The sequence below is a fragment of the Clostridium sp. CS1-1 genome, assembly GCF_056135525.1.
In genome coordinates this window covers 3,956,892-3,975,427 of record NZ_CM148680.1, presented here as the reverse complement: position 1 = coordinate 3,975,427, position 18,536 = coordinate 3,956,892, and the positions used below count along the sequence as shown (strand labels likewise).

At 30.2% G+C, this 18,536-nt stretch carries 19 protein-coding genes; 17 read left to right on the top strand and 2 right to left on the bottom strand.

What is annotated here, in order from left to right:
* Positions 1-38 precede the first annotated feature (38 nt).
* From AC0N0V_RS18715 to AC0N0V_RS18660, 12 genes are all read left to right on the top strand, one after another.
* Positions 39-1,139, top strand: coding sequence for a chemotaxis protein (locus AC0N0V_RS18715; protein ID WP_474460240.1), 1,101 nt, complete (start codon positions 39-41; stop codon positions 1,137-1,139).
* An 87-nt stretch (positions 1,140-1,226) separates the two neighbouring features.
* Positions 1,227-2,225, top strand: a complete 999-nt coding sequence (locus AC0N0V_RS18710; protein ID WP_474460238.1) for an SGNH/GDSL hydrolase family protein — start codon at positions 1,227-1,229, stop codon at positions 2,223-2,225.
* Positions 2,226-2,237: 12 nt separating this feature from the next.
* Positions 2,238-3,485: a motility associated factor glycosyltransferase family protein gene (locus tag AC0N0V_RS18705; protein ID WP_474460236.1), complete on the top strand. Its 1,248-nt coding sequence runs from the start codon at positions 2,238-2,240 to the stop codon at positions 3,483-3,485.
* A gap of 147 nt (positions 3,486-3,632) precedes the next feature.
* Complete coding sequence (gene pseG / locus AC0N0V_RS18700; RefSeq protein WP_474460234.1) at positions 3,633-4,733, top strand: UDP-2,4-diacetamido-2,4,6-trideoxy-beta-L-altropyranose hydrolase; 1,101 nt, start codon at positions 3,633-3,635, stop codon at positions 4,731-4,733.
* 114 nt (positions 4,734-4,847) lie between these two features.
* Entirely contained in the window at positions 4,848-5,867 is a 1,020-nt protein-coding gene (locus AC0N0V_RS18695) for a dTDP-glucose 4,6-dehydratase (RefSeq protein WP_474460232.1), read from the top strand.
* Between the two features lie 243 nt (positions 5,868-6,110).
* Positions 6,111-6,251 (top strand): nucleotidyltransferase domain-containing protein, encoded by a 141-nt coding sequence (locus tag AC0N0V_RS18690; protein ID WP_474460230.1) that lies wholly within the window; start codon positions 6,111-6,113, stop codon positions 6,249-6,251.
* A gap of 247 nt (positions 6,252-6,498) precedes the next feature.
* Entirely contained in the window at positions 6,499-6,723 is a 225-nt protein-coding gene (locus AC0N0V_RS18685) for a nucleotidyltransferase family protein (protein ID WP_474460228.1), read from the top strand.
* Complete coding sequence (locus tag AC0N0V_RS18680) at positions 6,707-6,844, top strand: hypothetical protein (protein WP_474460225.1); 138 nt, start codon at positions 6,707-6,709, stop codon at positions 6,842-6,844. Before AC0N0V_RS18685 ends, AC0N0V_RS18680 begins: the two co-directional genes overlap by 17 nt.
* A complete protein-coding gene (locus AC0N0V_RS18675; RefSeq protein WP_474460223.1) occupies positions 6,841-7,416 on the top strand; it encodes an MBL fold metallo-hydrolase in 576 nt (191 codons plus the stop codon). The genes AC0N0V_RS18680 and AC0N0V_RS18675 overlap by 4 nt, the downstream gene beginning before the upstream one ends.
* Positions 7,417-7,538: 122 nt before the next feature.
* The gene (locus AC0N0V_RS18670; RefSeq protein WP_474460221.1) at positions 7,539-8,216 is read left to right on the top strand and encodes an MBL fold metallo-hydrolase RNA specificity domain-containing protein; all 678 of its coding nucleotides are present in this window, start codon (positions 7,539-7,541) and stop codon (positions 8,214-8,216) included.
* A gap of 199 nt (positions 8,217-8,415) precedes the next feature.
* The gene (locus tag AC0N0V_RS18665) at positions 8,416-8,598 is read left to right on the top strand and encodes a hypothetical protein (RefSeq protein ID WP_474460219.1); all 183 of its coding nucleotides are present in this window, start codon (positions 8,416-8,418) and stop codon (positions 8,596-8,598) included.
* Between the two features lie 332 nt (positions 8,599-8,930).
* Positions 8,931-9,140, top strand: coding sequence for a hypothetical protein (locus AC0N0V_RS18660; RefSeq protein WP_474460216.1), 210 nt, complete (start codon positions 8,931-8,933; stop codon positions 9,138-9,140).
* Positions 9,141-9,289: 149 nt separating this feature from the next.
* Here the strand turns inward: AC0N0V_RS18660 and pdxT are convergent, their stop codons facing one another.
* Both pdxT and pdxS read right to left on the bottom strand, forming a co-directional pair.
* Positions 9,290-9,874: a pyridoxal 5'-phosphate synthase glutaminase subunit PdxT gene (gene pdxT / locus AC0N0V_RS18655; protein ID WP_474460213.1), complete on the bottom strand. Its 585-nt coding sequence runs from the start codon at positions 9,872-9,874 to the stop codon at positions 9,290-9,292.
* 1 nt (position 9,875) lies between these two features.
* Entirely contained in the window at positions 9,876-10,745 is an 870-nt protein-coding gene (gene pdxS / locus AC0N0V_RS18650; RefSeq protein ID WP_474460211.1) for a pyridoxal 5'-phosphate synthase lyase subunit PdxS, read from the bottom strand.
* A gap of 281 nt (positions 10,746-11,026) precedes the next feature.
* Between pdxS and AC0N0V_RS18645 the strand changes: the two genes are divergently transcribed.
* The 5 genes from AC0N0V_RS18645 to AC0N0V_RS18625 all read left to right on the top strand — a co-directional run bounded on the left by AC0N0V_RS18645 (position 11,027) and on the right by AC0N0V_RS18625 (position 18,464).
* Positions 11,027-11,644 (top strand): acetate uptake transporter, encoded by a 618-nt coding sequence (locus AC0N0V_RS18645; protein WP_474460209.1) that lies wholly within the window; start codon positions 11,027-11,029, stop codon positions 11,642-11,644.
* A gap of 395 nt (positions 11,645-12,039) precedes the next feature.
* Positions 12,040-15,507, top strand: a complete 3,468-nt coding sequence (locus AC0N0V_RS18640) for an SNF2 helicase associated domain-containing protein (protein WP_474460207.1) — start codon at positions 12,040-12,042, stop codon at positions 15,505-15,507.
* Positions 15,508-15,604: 97 nt separating this feature from the next.
* The gene (locus AC0N0V_RS18635; RefSeq protein ID WP_474460205.1) at positions 15,605-15,943 is read left to right on the top strand and encodes a hypothetical protein; all 339 of its coding nucleotides are present in this window, start codon (positions 15,605-15,607) and stop codon (positions 15,941-15,943) included.
* A 557-nt stretch (positions 15,944-16,500) separates the two neighbouring features.
* Entirely contained in the window at positions 16,501-17,358 is an 858-nt protein-coding gene (locus tag AC0N0V_RS18630; protein WP_474460203.1) for a tyrosine-type recombinase/integrase, read from the top strand.
* Between the two features lie 197 nt (positions 17,359-17,555).
* The gene (locus AC0N0V_RS18625) at positions 17,556-18,464 is read left to right on the top strand and encodes a hypothetical protein (protein WP_474460201.1); all 909 of its coding nucleotides are present in this window, start codon (positions 17,556-17,558) and stop codon (positions 18,462-18,464) included.
* The last annotated feature ends 72 nt before the right edge of the window (positions 18,465-18,536 follow it).

Here is an 18,536-nt window from a genome sequence, read left to right as displayed (position 1 = left end):
GAATTTAGTATTAAATCTGTTGTAAAAAGGTGATTTGTTTGTACAAAGTATTAATGTTTGGAACAGGAAAGTCTTCTGTTTTAGTTGAAAATGTATTAAGTGATGAAGTAACAATCTTAGCCTATATAGATAATGATGCTAGTAGATGGGGCAAAAAAGTAAGGGATGTTATGGTTACAAGACCGGATAAAATAAAAGACTATAAATATGATTATATAATAATAGCAAGTCAATACAATGAAGAAATATATAATCAACTTATATCAATGGGAATAAAAAGTGATAAAATATTTCAGTATCATAAGTTTTTTGACAATTATTGGAACTATTACAAGTGTTATGTTGATAAATTTTTAATAAATACAAATGAAGATGTAGAGGTTTTAATTACAGGGATATCATATGCTTTTGCAGGCTTTAGAGAAGATGTTTGTTGCAAAAAATCCTATAAATTTGCATTTGCTAGTCAGGATCTTTTTTATGATTATGGGACAATTAAATATCTTTTTAAAAATGCACCTGAAAAGTGTTCAAACATTAAGTATATTCTTATAGGACTTTGTTACTATAGTTTTCAGTATGATATGTCTTTATCAGCTATGAGAAATAAAACTGTGCTTTATTATCCTGTTTTAAAAACAGCGCATCATTTTAAGGGTATAGATAGAATATATAAAGAATTTGAAACAAATAAAAGTATAGCAGATAATATATTTAGAAAAAATAAAAGTGGAAATTATGATTTTAAATGGGATGTTCCTATCTTAAAAGACTATGGAGATAAAGAATTAATAGGTAAAAGACAAGCTGAAACAGATAGTAACAAAGATTATCCCAAAACGGTAAAAGAAAACATTGAAATTTTTAAAGAGTATCTTCAATTTTTAAGGGATAATAACATAAAGCCAATAGTTGTAGTGTATCCTGCTACCAAATATTATACAAAACATTTTTCTAAAATAATTGAAGAGGAATTCCATAGTATAATTAGTGAAGTGAAAAAACAATATGATTTTCAATATATAGATTATTTTAGGTCAGAATTATTTAACGATGAAGATTTTAAAGATGTATCTCATTTAAACCATCAGGGAGCTGAAAAATTTACAAAAATATTAAATGAAATAATAGAATGGTAATCTATTTTGCTATTAGAAAAGGTCGGACATACCCTCTGACCTTTTAAGTATATTAAAAACTATTAATTAAATTCTAGGAGGACTATTATGGAAAGCTTCAACATTGTTTTTTTAGGTGGTTCTATAACAGAGGGGACAGGAGCATCTAGTTATAGCAACTCCTTTGCACATAAAATAGGGAAATACATAACAAACAAACTTAATAATAAAAAAGTAAATATCTTCAATGCAGGTATTGGAGGAACTGGTTCTCAATTTGGTCTCTTTAGATTGAAAAGAGATGTAATTGAAAAAGACCCTGACTTAGTTTTTATTGAGTTTGCAGTAAATGATAGAATTGTGGATGGAAACTCTGTTTCAATTACAATGGAAGGAATAATAAGACAGCTTTTAAAACTTCCCAAAGTTCCGTCTATAATACTTTTAATTACTCCAACAGGTTTAGCAGATTCGTGTGGTGATTTACATAAAAGAATAGGATACTACCATAACATATCCTCAATTGATATTCAGAATTATGTTTGGAACAATATAGTATTAAACAAATATAGCTGGAGTGAAATATCTATTGATAATCTTCATCCAAATGATAAAGGGCATCATATTTATTCAGAATGCATAATGAAGTTTTTAGGAGAAAATACTGGAGCCTTATTTAATAAACCTGTAATGAACAATAATTTAATTTCAGGGTATGAATTTAAAAATCCTGAGCTTATAAGCTATGAAAAAGCTACTTTTTATGGGCATTGGAGAGAAGAAGAGATAAATATGAAGGGTAAAATGTCTTTAGCAGCTGTAAGTGATATAGTTGGGGATTGTATTCAATTTGATTTTACTGGTAAATATTTTGCAATTTCCACTTTATTGTCTAAGGATGCAGGTATGCTGGAGATTGACATAGATGGTTCTACAGGAATTATAGATTTATACTCTAATACAGAACCTTATTTTACTTGTGCTTTAAATGTAACTAATTTATCAGAGGGAAGTCATAGAGCTACAATTAGAGTAAGTGAAAAAAAGAATTCTGCTAGTCATGGAAATAAAATAATATTAGGAGAGTTTTTAATCGATAGCAATTAGGAGAGGATTATTTTGAGTTATAGAGATATAAATATAATCGATACAAAAGAAGGAACGCAAACTATTTCATCAAATAAAATTTTGCTTCACAGTAAATACTACCCTTCAAAAGAGGCTGAAAAGCTCTTAGATAACACTGAACACATATATTTAAATAAAGACACGATTGTAGTTTATGGCGTAGCTTTTGGTTATCATATAATAGAACTTTTAAAAAGAGCAAAGGAAAACTGTAAAATTTATCTTTTTGATGCAGATGATGATATTTTAGCAAAAGGCGAAGAATTAAGACTATATGACAAGATAAAAGCAGATAAAAGAGTTACATTTTTTAAAGGATATTCGATAAACTTTTTTGAAAATTTTCAAGAAAAACTTGCTTTAGTAGAAGATATTTTAATATATAAGCCTTCTGTGAAGGTTTTACCTGAAAGCTTTAAGAAGCTTAAGTCAATATTAGAAGGCTATGATATGGCCAAGATAGGTATTGAAAGGTTTGGACAGCTTATGAGAGAGAACTATGAGGAGAATTTAAAAGCAAATAGTTCAACACTAAAGAGATTTTATGAACTTTATGATTGTAAAAACAAACCAGTGATTATAGTTGCTTCTGGTCCATCATTAGATGAAAATATAGAATATTTAAAAGCAGCTAATGGTAAAGTTAAGATTTTCACAGTGGGAAGTGCTTTCAGAACGCTTATGAATAATGGTATAAAGCCAGATGTGGTTGTCATAATTGATTCACAGGAAATAGTAAAAAATCAACTTAGAGGCTTTGAAAATGAAGATATACCCTTATGTTTTTTAAGTACTGCTTCAAGATGGGCAGTTTCTGGTTATAATGGACCTAAGTATATGTTTTTTAATGAAAATGATAAAAGTGATGATATAATAATAAATACAGGAAAAACTGTAGCAGTAGCCACTATTGACATAGCAGTAAAAGGTGGTGCTAATAAGATTATATTGGTAGGTCAAGATTTAGCTTTTGTAGATAACAAAAGTCATACTGAATCCTTTAAAGAAACCTATAATATGAGTAATTCAGCACCTAAGGAAGATACTGTATATGAAAAGGTTATGGGTGTAGAAGGAAAGCTTCTTAATACTACTGCTGGCTTTTTATACTTTAAGTATTGCATAGAAAAGGAAATAGAAGATAATCCAAAAGTAGAATTTATAAATTGTAGTAGAGGCGCTAGGATAAATGGTACTGTAGAAAAGAAATTACAGGATGTTATCTTTAGTAAGTTGTAGATTTTTAAATTTTAATTATAAAATAGTATCTATGAATTGAAGCTTGAATCAGATGGAAGTATTAGATTGAGTAGTTATAGGATAAAAGTGATTACTATAACAAGTTAAAATAAATCTATAATATATAATACTAGGCTAGGTGATATTATGAAAATAGCAATTCGTGCTGATGGTGGTTCTGAATTTGGAATGGGGCACATAATGCGTACTCTTACTTTGGCAAAGGAACTTGCTAAAAAAAGTGAAGTTTTTTATGTTTGTAGAGTAAATGAGGAAGTTTATGAAATTTTGAAGAATGATTTTGAAGTGCTAAATAATCGTACAAACTATATTGAAATTGCAAATTTTAATATAGAATTAGAGGAATCCAGGGCATTTAAAGCTATAATATCTAAATATAAAAAAGGTATAGAAAAGGTAATTAAAGAAGGCTTTAAAGTTCAAGTAATTAGACAAAATCATATAGTAGAAGATTTAAAATTTGTAAAAGCAGAACTTCTAATTACAGATAGTTACGAAGTAAAGGAACAGTATTTTAAGGAAACAAAAACTATGTTTGAAAAAACTGCTTATATAGATGATATGAATCTACATTATTTTGATGTAGATTTCATAATAAATCAGAATATGAATGCAGAAGATTTAAACTACAGAGTAAACACTGATACCAAGCTATTGCTTGGCCCTAGCTATGCAATGCTTAGGGAAGAGTTTACAAAGGTATCTTGTAAAATTATAAATGAAAAAGTAAAGGATATAATGATTACTATAGGTGGGTCAGATCCACAATATAATACAGAAAAAATATTAGAATGGATAAAGGATTTGGATTATAATTTTCATGTGGTAATAGGGCCATCTTTTAAGGAAGATAATAAAATAAAAGAGTTTCAGTGCGCTAAAATACAACTATACTATAATGCAAATATGTATGAATTAATGCAAAAATGTGATATGGCTATTGCTGCTTGTGGTAGTACACTATATGAATTAGCAGTTTGTGGTGTACCTACTATTGGTGTTATACTTGCAGATAATCAAAAGTGCTTAGCTCAAAAGATGGATGAATTAAGTATAATAAAAAATGTAGGTCTAATTAATGATATTAAAAAAGAAGAGTTTATAACTACCATAATGAGTATTTCACAGGACTATGATTTAAGAAAAGTTATGAGTGAAAAGGCTTCAAAAGTTGTAGATGGTAAGGGGGCTGAAAGGTTAAGTGACCAGTTGCTTTATAAGATTTGAGTGTTGAATAGGTTAACTATGAAAAAAAGACATTATTAATACAAGATTAAACAAAAGTATTGGATAATAATTAAGAAAAATATTCACACAACATGCTAAAGGGAGATGATATATATGAACATACTAGTAACAGGTGGAGCAGGATTTATAGGTCGCTGGGTTGTAAAAAGATTGTTAGATGATGGACATAGTGTAGTAGCATTAGACAACCTATCAAATGGAAGAATTGAAAATATAGAAGAAATTAAAAATGAAAACTTTAAATTTATTGTAGGTGACATAAAGGATGAAAAGATTTTAGATGAAGTTTTTAAAGAAAAGTTTGATATAGTATATCACTTGGCTGCATCTATAAACGTACAAGATAGCATTGATGATCCAAGAACAACTTTCTTTAACGACACTGCTGGAACCTTTAACATATTAGAAAAAACTAGAATACAGATGTTTGGAAAAAACAGCAGAATGGATGGAGATGAATGGGTTGTTGACCCAGAAGAAGATACATACCCTTGTAAAGTTGTATTTATGAGTACCTGTATGGTTTACGACAGAGCAGGGGAAGAAGGAATAGATGAAAATCATCCAGCAAAGCCTGTGTCACCTTATGGTGGTAGTAAAATAGCAGCGGAGAATATGGTTCTTTCTTATTATAATACATATAAATTACCGACTGTGGTTATAAGACCTTTCAATACATACGGACCATTTCAAAAGACTAATGGAGAAGGTGGAGTTGTAGCTATTTTTATAAACAACTCACTTCAAGGAAAAGATGTTAATATATTTGGAAGTGGCGAGCAGACAAGAGATTTACTCTATGTTAAGGACTGTGCAAGATTTGTAGTTATGGCTGGATATTCTGATAGAATTAATGGTGAGATAGTTAACGCAGGTACTGGTAGGGATGTAACTGTAAATGAACTAGCAGAGATTATAACTAAAGATAGAGTTAAAGTTAATCATGTTAAGCATATTCATCCTCAAAGTGAGATTATGAAGCTTAAGTGTAATTATTCAAAGGCAAAAGAACTTATGGGATGGGAACCTCAATTTACTTTGGAGCAAGGTATAGAGGAAACAGAACAGTGGATTTGTAACGAAGCAAACGTAACTGTGACTTGGGAAAAGTAGTAAGTGATTAGAAGAAAGCAGACGAATTAAATACGGTAATATAGATGAAGGAGCATAAGCAACTACTTGAATGGTTGCTTATGTTTTTCTTTATGTTTAAATATAATACAATATGGTAAAATAGTTAATATAAAGAACTATTGCTATTGTTGCTATAATACAGGATGAGGTAAATTAAGTGGATTTGGATAGAAATAACATATATAAATAACTAAATTTCTCATTAAGTCTATAGAACCCTATTTGATATATTTATTTAGATCAAGTGTAAATGGAATTTTTAGAGAAGATAGTGATATAGATGTCGCTTTTATAAGTGATAAGGAAATAAGTAATTATGAAGTGTTTATGCTATCACAAGAATTAGCAGTTTATGATTATTAAGCTGTAAGTTTAAAAATAGTAAAACAAATAATTGAAAAGCATTTGCCAGATCTAAAAGAATTTGTTCAATTAACGTTACATAAGTTTTAAGCATCAGAAAAATGGCAAGCTCAATCCTATTGGTCTTTCGCAAGGACTTCAGGAGTGTAAAAAGTGGAAGTTCATAAAATATTGGAGGGATAAGATATAAATAATATAGATAAGTATGATATAATAAAAAGATATTCTTAATTATAGGTGATTGAAAATGATAGACGATAAGTTAAGAAACGAATTAGAAGCAATTTTTAGTAGATATATAGAGGTCGAAAAGGTTTTATTGTTTGGATCGCGGGCTAGAGGAGATAACAAGTATAATTCAGATGTAGATTTATGCATATTTGGCAAAGGCTTAAATCATTTAACATTAGCAAAAATAAATATGGATAATATATCAAGAGAAGGTGTTGTTACATATGAAAAGGTTAGATGAAAGAATATGTGATTTCACAAATGCATTGAGTAGATTAAGAGAAGCCCTAGAAAAGGATATTACAGATGATATAATAATAGATGGTATTACCCAAATGCAAGAATATATGCTAACAATATGACAAAGGATTTAATGAAGGTACTTTTATACGACAGCTTAAAGATTATGAATAATAGAGAAACGGAAATTCCTCTTTATGCAGAGCAGGATGTAGAAAACATGCTAAATAGGATTTTTACTATAAATTATATGGTGGATTTTCCTATATTCGAAGATATAACTATAACATTTTACATAACTGGTCATATAGCCGGTGCTTCTTGTGTTTATATTACAACTCCTGAAGGGTCTTTATTTTACTCAGGAGATTTTTCTGTATTTTCTCAGAGGTCAGTGGAAGGTATGAAGGTACCTAAACTAAGACCGGATGCAGCTATTTTTGAAACTACTTATGGGGATAGACTTCATTCAAATAGAGAAGTAGAAGAGGAAAGACTTTTAGAGCTTGTGCGAGAATGTGAATTGAATAAGGGAAAGATGATTATTCCTGCCTTCGCACTAGGAAGAGCCCAGGAAGTTTTATTGATTCTGAAAAAGGCTATAAATAAAAAGGTAATAAAAAATATTAAAATATATGTAGATGGAATGATTAAGGATATTAACAGAGTTTATAAGTTTAACCCATTATACTAAAAAAACTCTTTAGCTAAAAAGATATTAAGAGGTATTGAGCCTTTTTATGATGATAACATAATTCAGTTGATAAAAAGGAACTTAGGGAAAAGATCGTTGAAGATAAAGAACCCTGTATAATAGTGTCTAGTTCAGGAATGATTACAGGTGGGCCAAGTCAATATTACGCAGAAAAAATAGCTTCAATGGAGAATGGATACATTGTTATAACAGGATATCAAGATGAGGAATCTCCAGGAAGAAAGCTTCTAAATTTATTAGAAAGTGAAGAGAATGAGAGAATATTAGAGATAAACGGAAGAAGTATTCCTGTAAAATGCAGAGTTGAAAAGGTAGGTCTTTCTGCACATGGTGACAAGGGAGAAATAAAATCCCTTATAAACTTGTTAACCCCAAATAACGTATTTTTAGTTCATGGTGATGGAGAAATAATAGAAAATTTTGCCCGGGAAATATCCTCTGAGGTAAGGGGCAGAATATACGCTCCTAAGTGTGGTGAAACCTATGAAGTTAATATAAGAAACCCTAGAAAGCAGTGGGAAAAGCAAATGCCACAGGTGATTGGAACTTCAGAGGAACTAAGCGAAGTTAACTTAGAAAAGCTGTGGAGTTTCTTGTTAGATAATTATGGAGAAAGATTTTTTATAATAGAAGATTTGATATACATATGGACAGGAAATAATAAGGCAAAGCAATCAGATTCGAATTACATTCAAAAACTTATAGTGGAATCTGTTTATTTTTGTTTAAGGCCAAAACTAGAGAGCAAGTACAAGAAGATACTAAAGAAAGAGAATTAAAGCCTAATGAGTTGAATGATCTTATTAATCAATATTTTAGCATATGTGATTTTAAGAAAGCTAGCTTATTATATAACGATAAAAAGTATCGTTAAGTTTTAATTTTCTACATGCACTAAAGAAAGGCGACCTTAATCTATCTGAGAAATGCAATAGATCATATAAAGAGGCCTACAGCATATCAAAAGAAAGTAATGATTTGAACAATGGTACCAGATGTAGTATATTTAATGCTGCAGAAGAGTTTGAAAGAAAAACAGGCTGGAAGCTAGAAATAAGTGATAAAGTTAACATAAATGCTGTTGAGGAGTTAGTAAGAGAGCTTTTATTTGAAGCAAATATAAAAAAATATCCTATAAGCTTGATGATAAAAAGGTCATAGTTACTTTAAATTCAGAAGCTGCATTAGAAAAATCACAATTAGAAAGGTTCAAAGAAAGCACTGGGCTAGAGCTTCTTATACAAAACCCAGGTGAAAATATAAATACTACTTCTAGTGAAATTATTAGAAGTAATTATAGTAAGGTTTTAGAGCAGAATGAAGCATTAAGAATAATTGATGAGGAATTCGTAGAAGAAGAGTTTAAACCTTATAAAAAGAGTATTAAGAATAACAGTGATGGAAAATACATAGAACTATCTTTTATATCACCTAATATAGGAAAAAAATATGAAGGAAAGATAAATGCCATAGTAGAAAAGATTGGCTGGGGCATGAAAATATCTGATACTGTAAATCAACATGAAATTATTAGAATTACTTTAATGCTTTGCAATAAGGAAAATATAAACTTAAGGAAAAATCCATCCTTTAATTTATCCGAACTAAGTGTAGAATTAAAGATTGAAAATGTAAATTTAGAAATTATGGATAGAGTAAAAAAGGAGTTTGAACATATAACTGGTTGTAGACTTAGGTTTTAATTAATAAGAAATCATCAAAAGAAGAACTCTGTTTATAAGCATCAGATGGAGTTGAAACTCCATCTGATGTCAAGAAATATGTTTATGTAGCTCAGCTATCATCACTACAAATTGGATAATATACTTTTAAGTTTGATTATTTTTTAGTATTAATTAGTAGTCATATACTTATTACACATTGACAAGAAGTATTCATGAAACTTAAGATTATTAGTTAATTCAGGATGAAATGATGTAACAAGCATGTTATCTTGCTTGGCAGCAACGATATTTCCGTTCAGTTTATGCAAAATTCTTACTTTTTCGCATACACTTAAGATATACGGTGCACGTATAAATACAAGTGGAATTGTTCCATTTGAAACTACTGGAATAATATCTTCTGCTAAGAAACTATCTATTTGACTTCCATAAGCATTTCTTTTTACTTTTATATCCATCACCGAGAGATGATGAGTATCTTCATTTTCAATTTCCTTCGCCATTAGTATCATTCCTGCACAAGTTCCCCAAACTGGTAAGCCAGAAAGAATTTTCTCACTTAGTACATTAGTCATATTTCTTTCTGTCAAAATCTTGCTTATTGCAGTGCTCTCTCCACCAGGAAGTATTAGTCCATCGATACCTTCTAGGTGATCTAAGCTTTTAACTTCAATAGGTTCAGCTCCTAAGGCAGAAACATGATGCATGTGTTCCTTAACTCCGCCTTGAAGGGATAGGATTCCTATCTTCATCCTACCAACCCCTTTCAGCATACCTGTTACTTAAGTCTCTTAAATCAATACCAGCCATAGATTCGCCTAAGTCTTCTGAAACCTCTGCTAATACTTTAGGATCATTGTAGTAAGTTGTTGCAAGCACAATAGCTTTTGCTCTTCTTTCTGGGTCAGATGATTTAAATATTCCTGAGCCTACAAATACGCCTTCTGAACCTAATTGCATCATAAGTGCTGCATCTGCTGGAGTTGCTACACCGCCAGCTGCAAAGTTAACTACTGGTAGCTTTCCTTCTTTCCAAACATATTTTACAAGATCATATGGAGCTGACATTTCCTTAGCGATAGTCATGAGCTCTTGTTCTGAAGCATTTTTTACCTTTCTAATTTCATCCATCATGCATCTCATATGACGAACAGCTTCCACTACATTACCAGTACCAGCTTCGCCTTTAGTTCTTATCATCGAAGCGCCTTCACCTATTCTTCTTAAAGCCTCTCCAAGATTTTTAGCGCCACATACAAAAGGTACTTTAAAATCCCATTTATTAATGTGGAAAGCTTCATCAGCAGGTGTCAAAACTTCACTTTCATCAATGTAATCAATTCCTAAGCTTTCAAGTATTTGAGCTTCTACAAAATGACCTATTCTCACTTTGGCCATGACCGGGATTGAAACTGCGGCTTTAATTTCCTTGATCATTTTTGGATCTGACATTCTTGCCACTCCACCTTGTTTTCTTATATCAGATGGTACTCTTTCTAAGGCCATAACAGCGCAAGCGCCTGCTTTTTCAGCTATTTCAGCTTCTTTTGGATTTACAACATCCATTATTACGCCACCTTTAAGCATTTGAGCAAGATTTTTATTTAATTCATACTTTTGCATTAGATATCCCCCCCATAATATATAATTTTTAGAAAAGGAATTATCACCTTTTTCATATATTATGGTACAATAACTTTATATTTATTTAAAGTGTATGCATACATTTACACACAAGCTTATGTATATGACAAAAGTTTGGAATCTATAAAATAAAATGTTTAGATAGTATTGGATATGTTTTCTTGTGAAGATTTTGGAAGGTAACTATTTGTCGAAATATCGTTGACAATGACCATAAATTTTGATAACTTCTTATAGTAATTATTTTTAGGAGGATTCATATGAATACTAATCAAACACAAAACGTTAAAATTGCTAATTGTGATCCATCAGCCTTAGGATTATTTGGACTAGCTATGGTAACACTTGTAGCATCATCTCAAAAACTTGGATTTACAGAGGGAGTTTCTTTTGTTATTCCCTGGGCAATATTTTTAGGTGGATTTGCTCAACTATTTGCATGTATTAATGATTCTAAAAGACAGAATACTTTTGGAACAACTGCTTTTGGTGCTTATGCATTTTTCTGGTTTGCAGTAGCAGCTTCATGGATGATTAAAGCAGGAGTATTTGGACAAAGTCTTGCAAAATCAGTAGATCCAAAACAACTTGGTTTTGCATTTTTAGGATACTTAATATTCACTATTTTCATGACAATAGGTGCTATGGAAGCTAATAAGGTATTATTTATAATATTTTTCCTTATAAACTTTTTATTCCTAGGATTAACTCTTGATTCTTTTGGAATCATGGGGGAGTTTCCACATAAAATGGCAGCAGTTGCAGAATTTTTAATATCTATGGCTTCTTTTTATGGGTCAGCTGCAACAGTTTTAAATCCACACTTTGGAAGAGTGTTTTTACCTATAGGAAAGCCTTTTGGTATATTTAAAAAGTAATAAATTTAGTTTTAATCTCAGAATAGATAAGTTTATTCTGAGATTTTTTATTATAAACATTGTCTGTAAAAGTCCTATTAATAAGGGGTTATGAATATAAATCTTTAATTGATTAAGGTGTCTATATTGTACTTTGCCATTTATATATCCGAAATGTGCCTTTAAATTATTAGCAGTACTATGTTGGAAGCCTAAAACTTATAAAATTTAATTTTAATCTGTTTTACTATAAGCGGATTGTCAATAATGATATAATAGAGAACGAATTATAAATTTAACATAAAAAATAAATAGTGGAGTAGATGTATCTTCAATTCTATCTAATTCTTAGTTAAAGAAATTTAGAATTTGTAGAAGAACATCTACGAAATAAACAAAAACAGGAGTGAAAAAACTTGTTTAATATAGATGAAAAAGTAGTAAAAACTATCTGTCCCATTGGAGCATATGAAAAAGGACTTCGGTATTATCAAAATAGACAGGTAGATGATATTGATGTAAAAACAGATGAAGATACAGGCTTAAAAAAGACCTTTATATCAGCGAAGGTAAAATCAACTTCCAATCCTTTGATGAAATATGATGTAAGAGTTGGCTTTACAAACCACAGCAAAACCATAAGTAGTTTTTGTAATTGCAGAGCTTTCTCATCCTACAATAACTATAATAGTCCTTGCAAACATATAGCTGCAGTGCTTATTAAATATGTATTAGAGAAAGATAAAATGCTAAGAGATAAAATTATAAGAAGAAATAATAAATTAATCAACCAGCTAAGAAGCAATCTTACAAGTTCGCAAACTAAGGTTCAAAGCAGTGATTTAAATTTAGAGTTCAAGCTTGAAGTTGAAAGAGGAAACTACAGCAGCTCAGTATTTCTTGAGTTAAAGGTAGGAGAAGAAAAACTTTATGTTGTAAAAAATATGAGGGAGTTTGTTGAAGCAATTGAATTTAAAGAAGAATTGCAGTTTGGTAAGAACTTTACATATTATCCAGCTATCCATAAATTTAGAGATGAAGATAAAGGTATAGTAGATATTCTACGGTCTATATATGAAATAGATAGGGCAGCAGAAGACTTAACTAGGTATGGGGAAAGACCTATTAGGTTTTTTTCAGGAAAGAAAGCATATCTTACGGAAGGAAATGTGGATAAGTTCTTCAATCTATTAGGTGATAGAAGTATAAATTTAGTTATAGATAACAATAGTTATACTGAGGTAAAGATATTAAGAGATAACTTTCCACTGGAATTTAAGCTTAACACTAATAAAGATGAAATAATATTAGAACAAACGTCAGTTAAGCCAAACCCGCTAACTCAAGCAGGAAAATATTTTCTATATAATAATTATCTATATATACCAAGTGAAGAACAAGTAAAAATATATACACCTTTTTATAATACATTTTTATCAGAAAAAAAGACGAAAATAACCTTTCATGAGAGTGAAAGTGAGGAGCTGGCTTCTTTTGTAATTCCTGCTTTAAAAAAGATAAGTGAAAAAGTAGAGGTAGATGAAAGTATTAAAGATAAGTTTTATGAAGAACCTTTAAAGGCTCAAATTTACTTTGATAAACAAGATGAAACGGTAGCAGCAACAATATTATTTAGGTATGGGGATGTAGAAATAAATGCTTTAAAAGAGAATAAGGATAGACAAAATGAAAAAGTTTTGGTAAGAGATATTGAAGGTGAAGCAAACATTGTAGCTACCTTAGGTGCTTGGTATTTTGGAAAAAGTAAAAATAATTTTATTTTAGAGGATGAAGAGAGGATTCTAGACTTTGCTGCTAATGGAATAGACAAGTTGCAAGAAATAGCTGAGGTATATTATTCTGATTCCTTTAAAGATATAAGAGTCTATAATTCAAAAAGTTATAAGTCTAAAATAAGACTTAATGAAGATGATCTCCTAGAATTTAGCTTTAATATTGAGGGAGTAGATAAACAGGAATTAAAGAATATTTTTGATGCATTAAAGCAGAAAAGAAAGTATTATAGATTAAAAAGTGGAGGATTCATACCTCTTCAATCAAGCGAACTTCAGCATATGGGAGCTATGATAGACTACTTGAATATAAAGACTTCAGACCTTGAAAAGGATAAAGTAGTGCTTTCTAAGTATAATACTGCTTATATAGATGCAAGTTTAAAGGACAACAACATTACTTTTGTGGAAAGAAACAAAAGGTTTAGGGAGCTCGTAAATAACATAAAAGACATAGGAGAAATGGATTATATTATTCCAGAAAACTTAGACAACATTATGAGAGGATATCAAAAATTTGGTTTTAAGTGGTTTAAAACTCTATCAAACTGCGGTTTTGGAGGGATACTAGCTGATGAAATGGGACTTGGAAAAACGCTGCAAACTATAGCTTTTATAGCATCAGAGATTGAACAAGATAGGAAACAAAGCTCAGAATTGGCTTCAACACTAGAAGTTGCTATAGATTCAGAAAGTAAATCACAAGCTAAGACTCTGAAGGAGACCAACATAAACAAGCAAAGAACGGCAAAACAAGCTTTAAATGAAGAGTTAACTTCTAATGTGAATTTAAATAATAACATATCAAAAGGTGATGCTGGAGAAATAAAATTACCATGCTTAGTAGTATGTCCCACATCCTTAGTTTATAACTGGGAAGATGAAGTAAACAAATTCCAATCTAATCTAAACTGTGTAGTAGTTTCAGGTAATAAAGAAGTAAGAGAAGAACAGAGAAAGAAAATAGAAGAAGCGGATATAGTAATAACATCCTATGCACTTATTAAAAGAGATATAGAAGAGTATAAAGATATAAAGTTTAAATATTGCTTTTTAGACGAGGCCCAAAATATCAAAAACCCTGATTCGTTAAATGCTCAAAGTGTAAAAAGTATAAAAGCAAAAGGGTATTTTGCATTAACTGGTACTCCTATTGAGAATTCACTTACAGAGCTTTGGTCAATTTTTGATTTTATAATGCCAGGATATCTTTTGAATCATAGAAAGTTTGTTCAAAAATATGAAATGCCCATTGTTAAAAATGGAAATACAAAGGCCTTAGAAGAATTAAATAAGCATATTAAACCTTTTATTTTAAGAAGACTTAAAAAGGATGTTATAAAAGAATTGCCACCTAAAATTGAACATAATATCGTAGTAGATATGACTGATGAACAGAAAAAAGTATACGCAGCTTATCTAGAGCAGGCTAAGGAAGAAGTAGATGAGGAAATAAGAGATAAAGGTTTAAATAAAAGTAAGATAAAGATACTATCTATCCTTACAAGGTTGAGGCAAATATGCTGTGACCCATCTACTTTTATAGAGAATTATAGTGCGGACAATGGCAAAATGGAGGCACTTATGGATATAGTGGGTAACAACATAAGTCAAGGCCACAAAATACTTTTATTTTCACAGTTTACTTCGGTATTAAAAAATATTGGAGAAAGATTTCAAGAAGAAGGCATAAAGTACATGTACTTAGATGGAAGTACTAAAGCTGAATTTAGAGGAGAAATGGTTAAAGACTTTAACGCTGGTGAAATTCCTATATTCTTAATATCCCTCAAAGCTGGTGGTACTGGGCTTAACTTAACCTCAGCAGATATGGTTATTCACTTCGACCCGTGGTGGAACCCTGCTGTAGAGGAGCAAGCTTCTGATAGAGCACATAGAATTGGACAGAAAAAGACGGTTGAAGTGATAAGACTTATAGCTAAGGGAACTATAGAAGAAAAAATTCATAAGATACAGCAGAGAAAAAAAGAGATTATCAATAATGTTATAAATGAGAATAATGGAGAGGAAGTACTTCTTTCTAATATGGGAGAGAAGGAAATAGAGGAACTTTTCGGTTTTAATTCCTAGAGAAGCAGCGATAGTCTGTAATATTTTGTAGGTTGAATTTGGAAGAAGTAAATGATACAATTTGCTTACACACTAAACTATAAATGGTGGTGAAAAAATGGATAACGAACTTTTAAAAGCACTTAGCGATATGCTTGATGAAAAACTTGATAAAAAGTTAGATCCAATAAAAAGAGATATTTCAGATATAAAAAGCGATATAACTAACATGAAAAGCGATATAGATTTAATAAAAACTCAGCAACAAGAGCATGGTATAATTCTTAGAATTCTTGAGGATAAGGCAACTGTAAATAAAGCTGAGCATGATAAATTAAGTAATGATATTATACATCTTTCAGAAAAAGTTGAAGAAATGAGAAAAGACCTAGCAGCAGTGGAGATTGTAACTGCTAGAAATATGGAAAATATAGCAACCTTAAAGATTGTAAAATAGATTAAAGCTTCACTAGAGTAATTTTAAGACGTTGTTATAAAATAAAAATTAATATCGAGTAATTTAGAAATACATACAAAATAGGGTTTATCACTGAAAATAAAATTGATTTCAGTTGATAAGCCCTTTGTTTTTTAATAATAAATAAATCAGTAGAGAAACTTTATGACTAAGAATACATAAACAAATAGTTAATATTAAGCATAGAATAATAAGCAGAGATAAATAGAGTTACTAGTGTCTTTGACACTCAGAAATCGTTATCTAGGGACATAGCCGCCCTTTACCCACTCTTGGAGAAAAGTAGCGAACCAAAATCTTTGATTTTATGTGAGTCACTTTCACAGCGTGCAAGTAGCGAACCAAAATCTTTGATTTTATGTGAGTCACTTTCACAGCGTGCAAGTAGCGAACCAAAATCTTTGGTTTTGTGTGAGTCACTTTCACACCGTGCGAGGGGGTATTAGAGTGGGGAGTCATCGGATAAAATAAAACTTAAAGATTAATAATGAATTTAAGAAAGTTGTTTTTCAACTTACTATAAGGAGAGTGATAAAATGCTTCTAAAGAACTCTCTTCCTGACTTTAAAAATTTTTTGATAAACAAAGAACTCAGCGCTAAAACCATTAAAGGATACCTGTACGACCTGAATTGCTTTAATGAATGGTTTATAAAAAAGTATAATTATCCTCTGTATGTAGAAGATCTTACTCTTCTGCAAGTAGAAGAATATCTACTAATGCTTAAACTAGAGAAAAACTATCAAGCAACAAGTAGAAATAAAATACAAATAAGCTTTAAAGCTTTCTTTAGTTATGTCTATAAAAAAAGCCTCATATCAGAAGATATAGGTCCAAAGCTTCAGAAAATAAAAATTCCACATAGAGAAGTTCAGTATTTAACTGAAGAAGAAGTAATAAAATTTGGGGAATCATTAGGGAATAATCTATACAAACTTGCAGTTCTTACTATGTTTTACACTGGAATGAGAATATCTGAACTAACAAATCTAAAAGTAGAACATGTAGACTTACAAAAAAGAGTAATTCACATCTACTTAGGAAAAGGTGCAAAGTCAAGAATAATACCTATTTGTGATAAACTTTATGAACTATTCTTAGACTATATAAGTAATTGGAAAGTAGAATCCCATTATTTTTTTGCTACTTCAAAAACAGGAAAGTTATCTCTAGTAACTCTTGAACATGCCATAAGTAAAACTAGAAAAGAGTTAAGCTGGAGTAAAAAGGTTACACCCCATACCTTTAGGCACTCTTTTGCTAGTTTGTTGGTTGCTAAAAATGTAAATATAGTAAACATATCAAAGTTACTTGGACATTCAAACCTAAAAACTACTCAAATTTACACGCATACAGATTTTTCACAATTACAGGATGCTGTAAATAATATATAGTTGTAGTCAGCTTTCTATTGGGGGGATGGATGTACAACAGCTAAATTACAGCGATTTTCTATTGTAATACTTATGTATTAGAGCTGATGAAAAGGTTAAGTTAAATTTTGCTTTGAGAAATTTAGTTTCATTAAAGATAAATAATTTTAGTGATTTGTCAAATATAAGTTTAATAATATTAAAGGAATGATAAGTATATGGAAGTATCATCTTTTAGGCATATAGCAAATGAAGAAAAAATAAGATTTATTATTGAAAGTTTAGAAAAAAATAAAAGTAGGGATGAAATAGCCAAAGAGCTTGGTTACTCGACATATAAAAGTATGGACATTTTCTTAAAAAGACAGGGATACAAATGGAATAAATTTTTAAAAAGTTACTTTAAAGAAGATGAGGATAAAAGCGAGGATTATTCTCAATCAGGTAACAATGGATTTAAAGATTGTGTTAAGAAAGAAATAATGGATAACGTAAACTATAGTGATAAAAATAGAGGTAAGGCTGAGCAGATCATGCATTTATTTTCTAAAGAAAAGTATGACTTTAAAACTGTTGCTAGTATTGCAAAATTTAGTGATTATAAAGAAATGGCTATATACATGAAATCTATGGGTTATATTTGGGATGATATAATTAATAACTATCGGTTAACTGAGGTTGTTAACAAAGATAGTTTTTCCAATTACCCATTAGATACTAATATAGGCTTTAATATTAATTATGTGCAACAGCAAAGTACAAATAATGATTTACAAGATAGTGAAAAATCGGATGTTTGTAGCTCTGAAAATAATGATAATATAAATGCGGATATGATTTTGTTAAAAAGATATTTATCGCTTTTGAAGACATTAGAACAAAATAAAGAAAGGTTATTTGACTTTCTACAAGTAGGAAATTCATCAGAAAAAGGGTTGCCAAGATACAGAGTTAAAGGAACTTTTATCACTAAGTCAGTTCATATGTCTAACTTACTAAATCAAATGATTAGGGAGTATAGTGAAGAAAATAATATTTCTCAGAGGGAAATATTTGAGATTGCTCTTATAGAATTTTTTGAAAAGCATGGCTATGGCAAGGAAGTTGAAACTTTATTTTATGATTGAAAAGAACTGCTAAATAATGCACTGGGAGAAAAATGTAATACATTATAATTATAGACTTAGAATGAAATTATT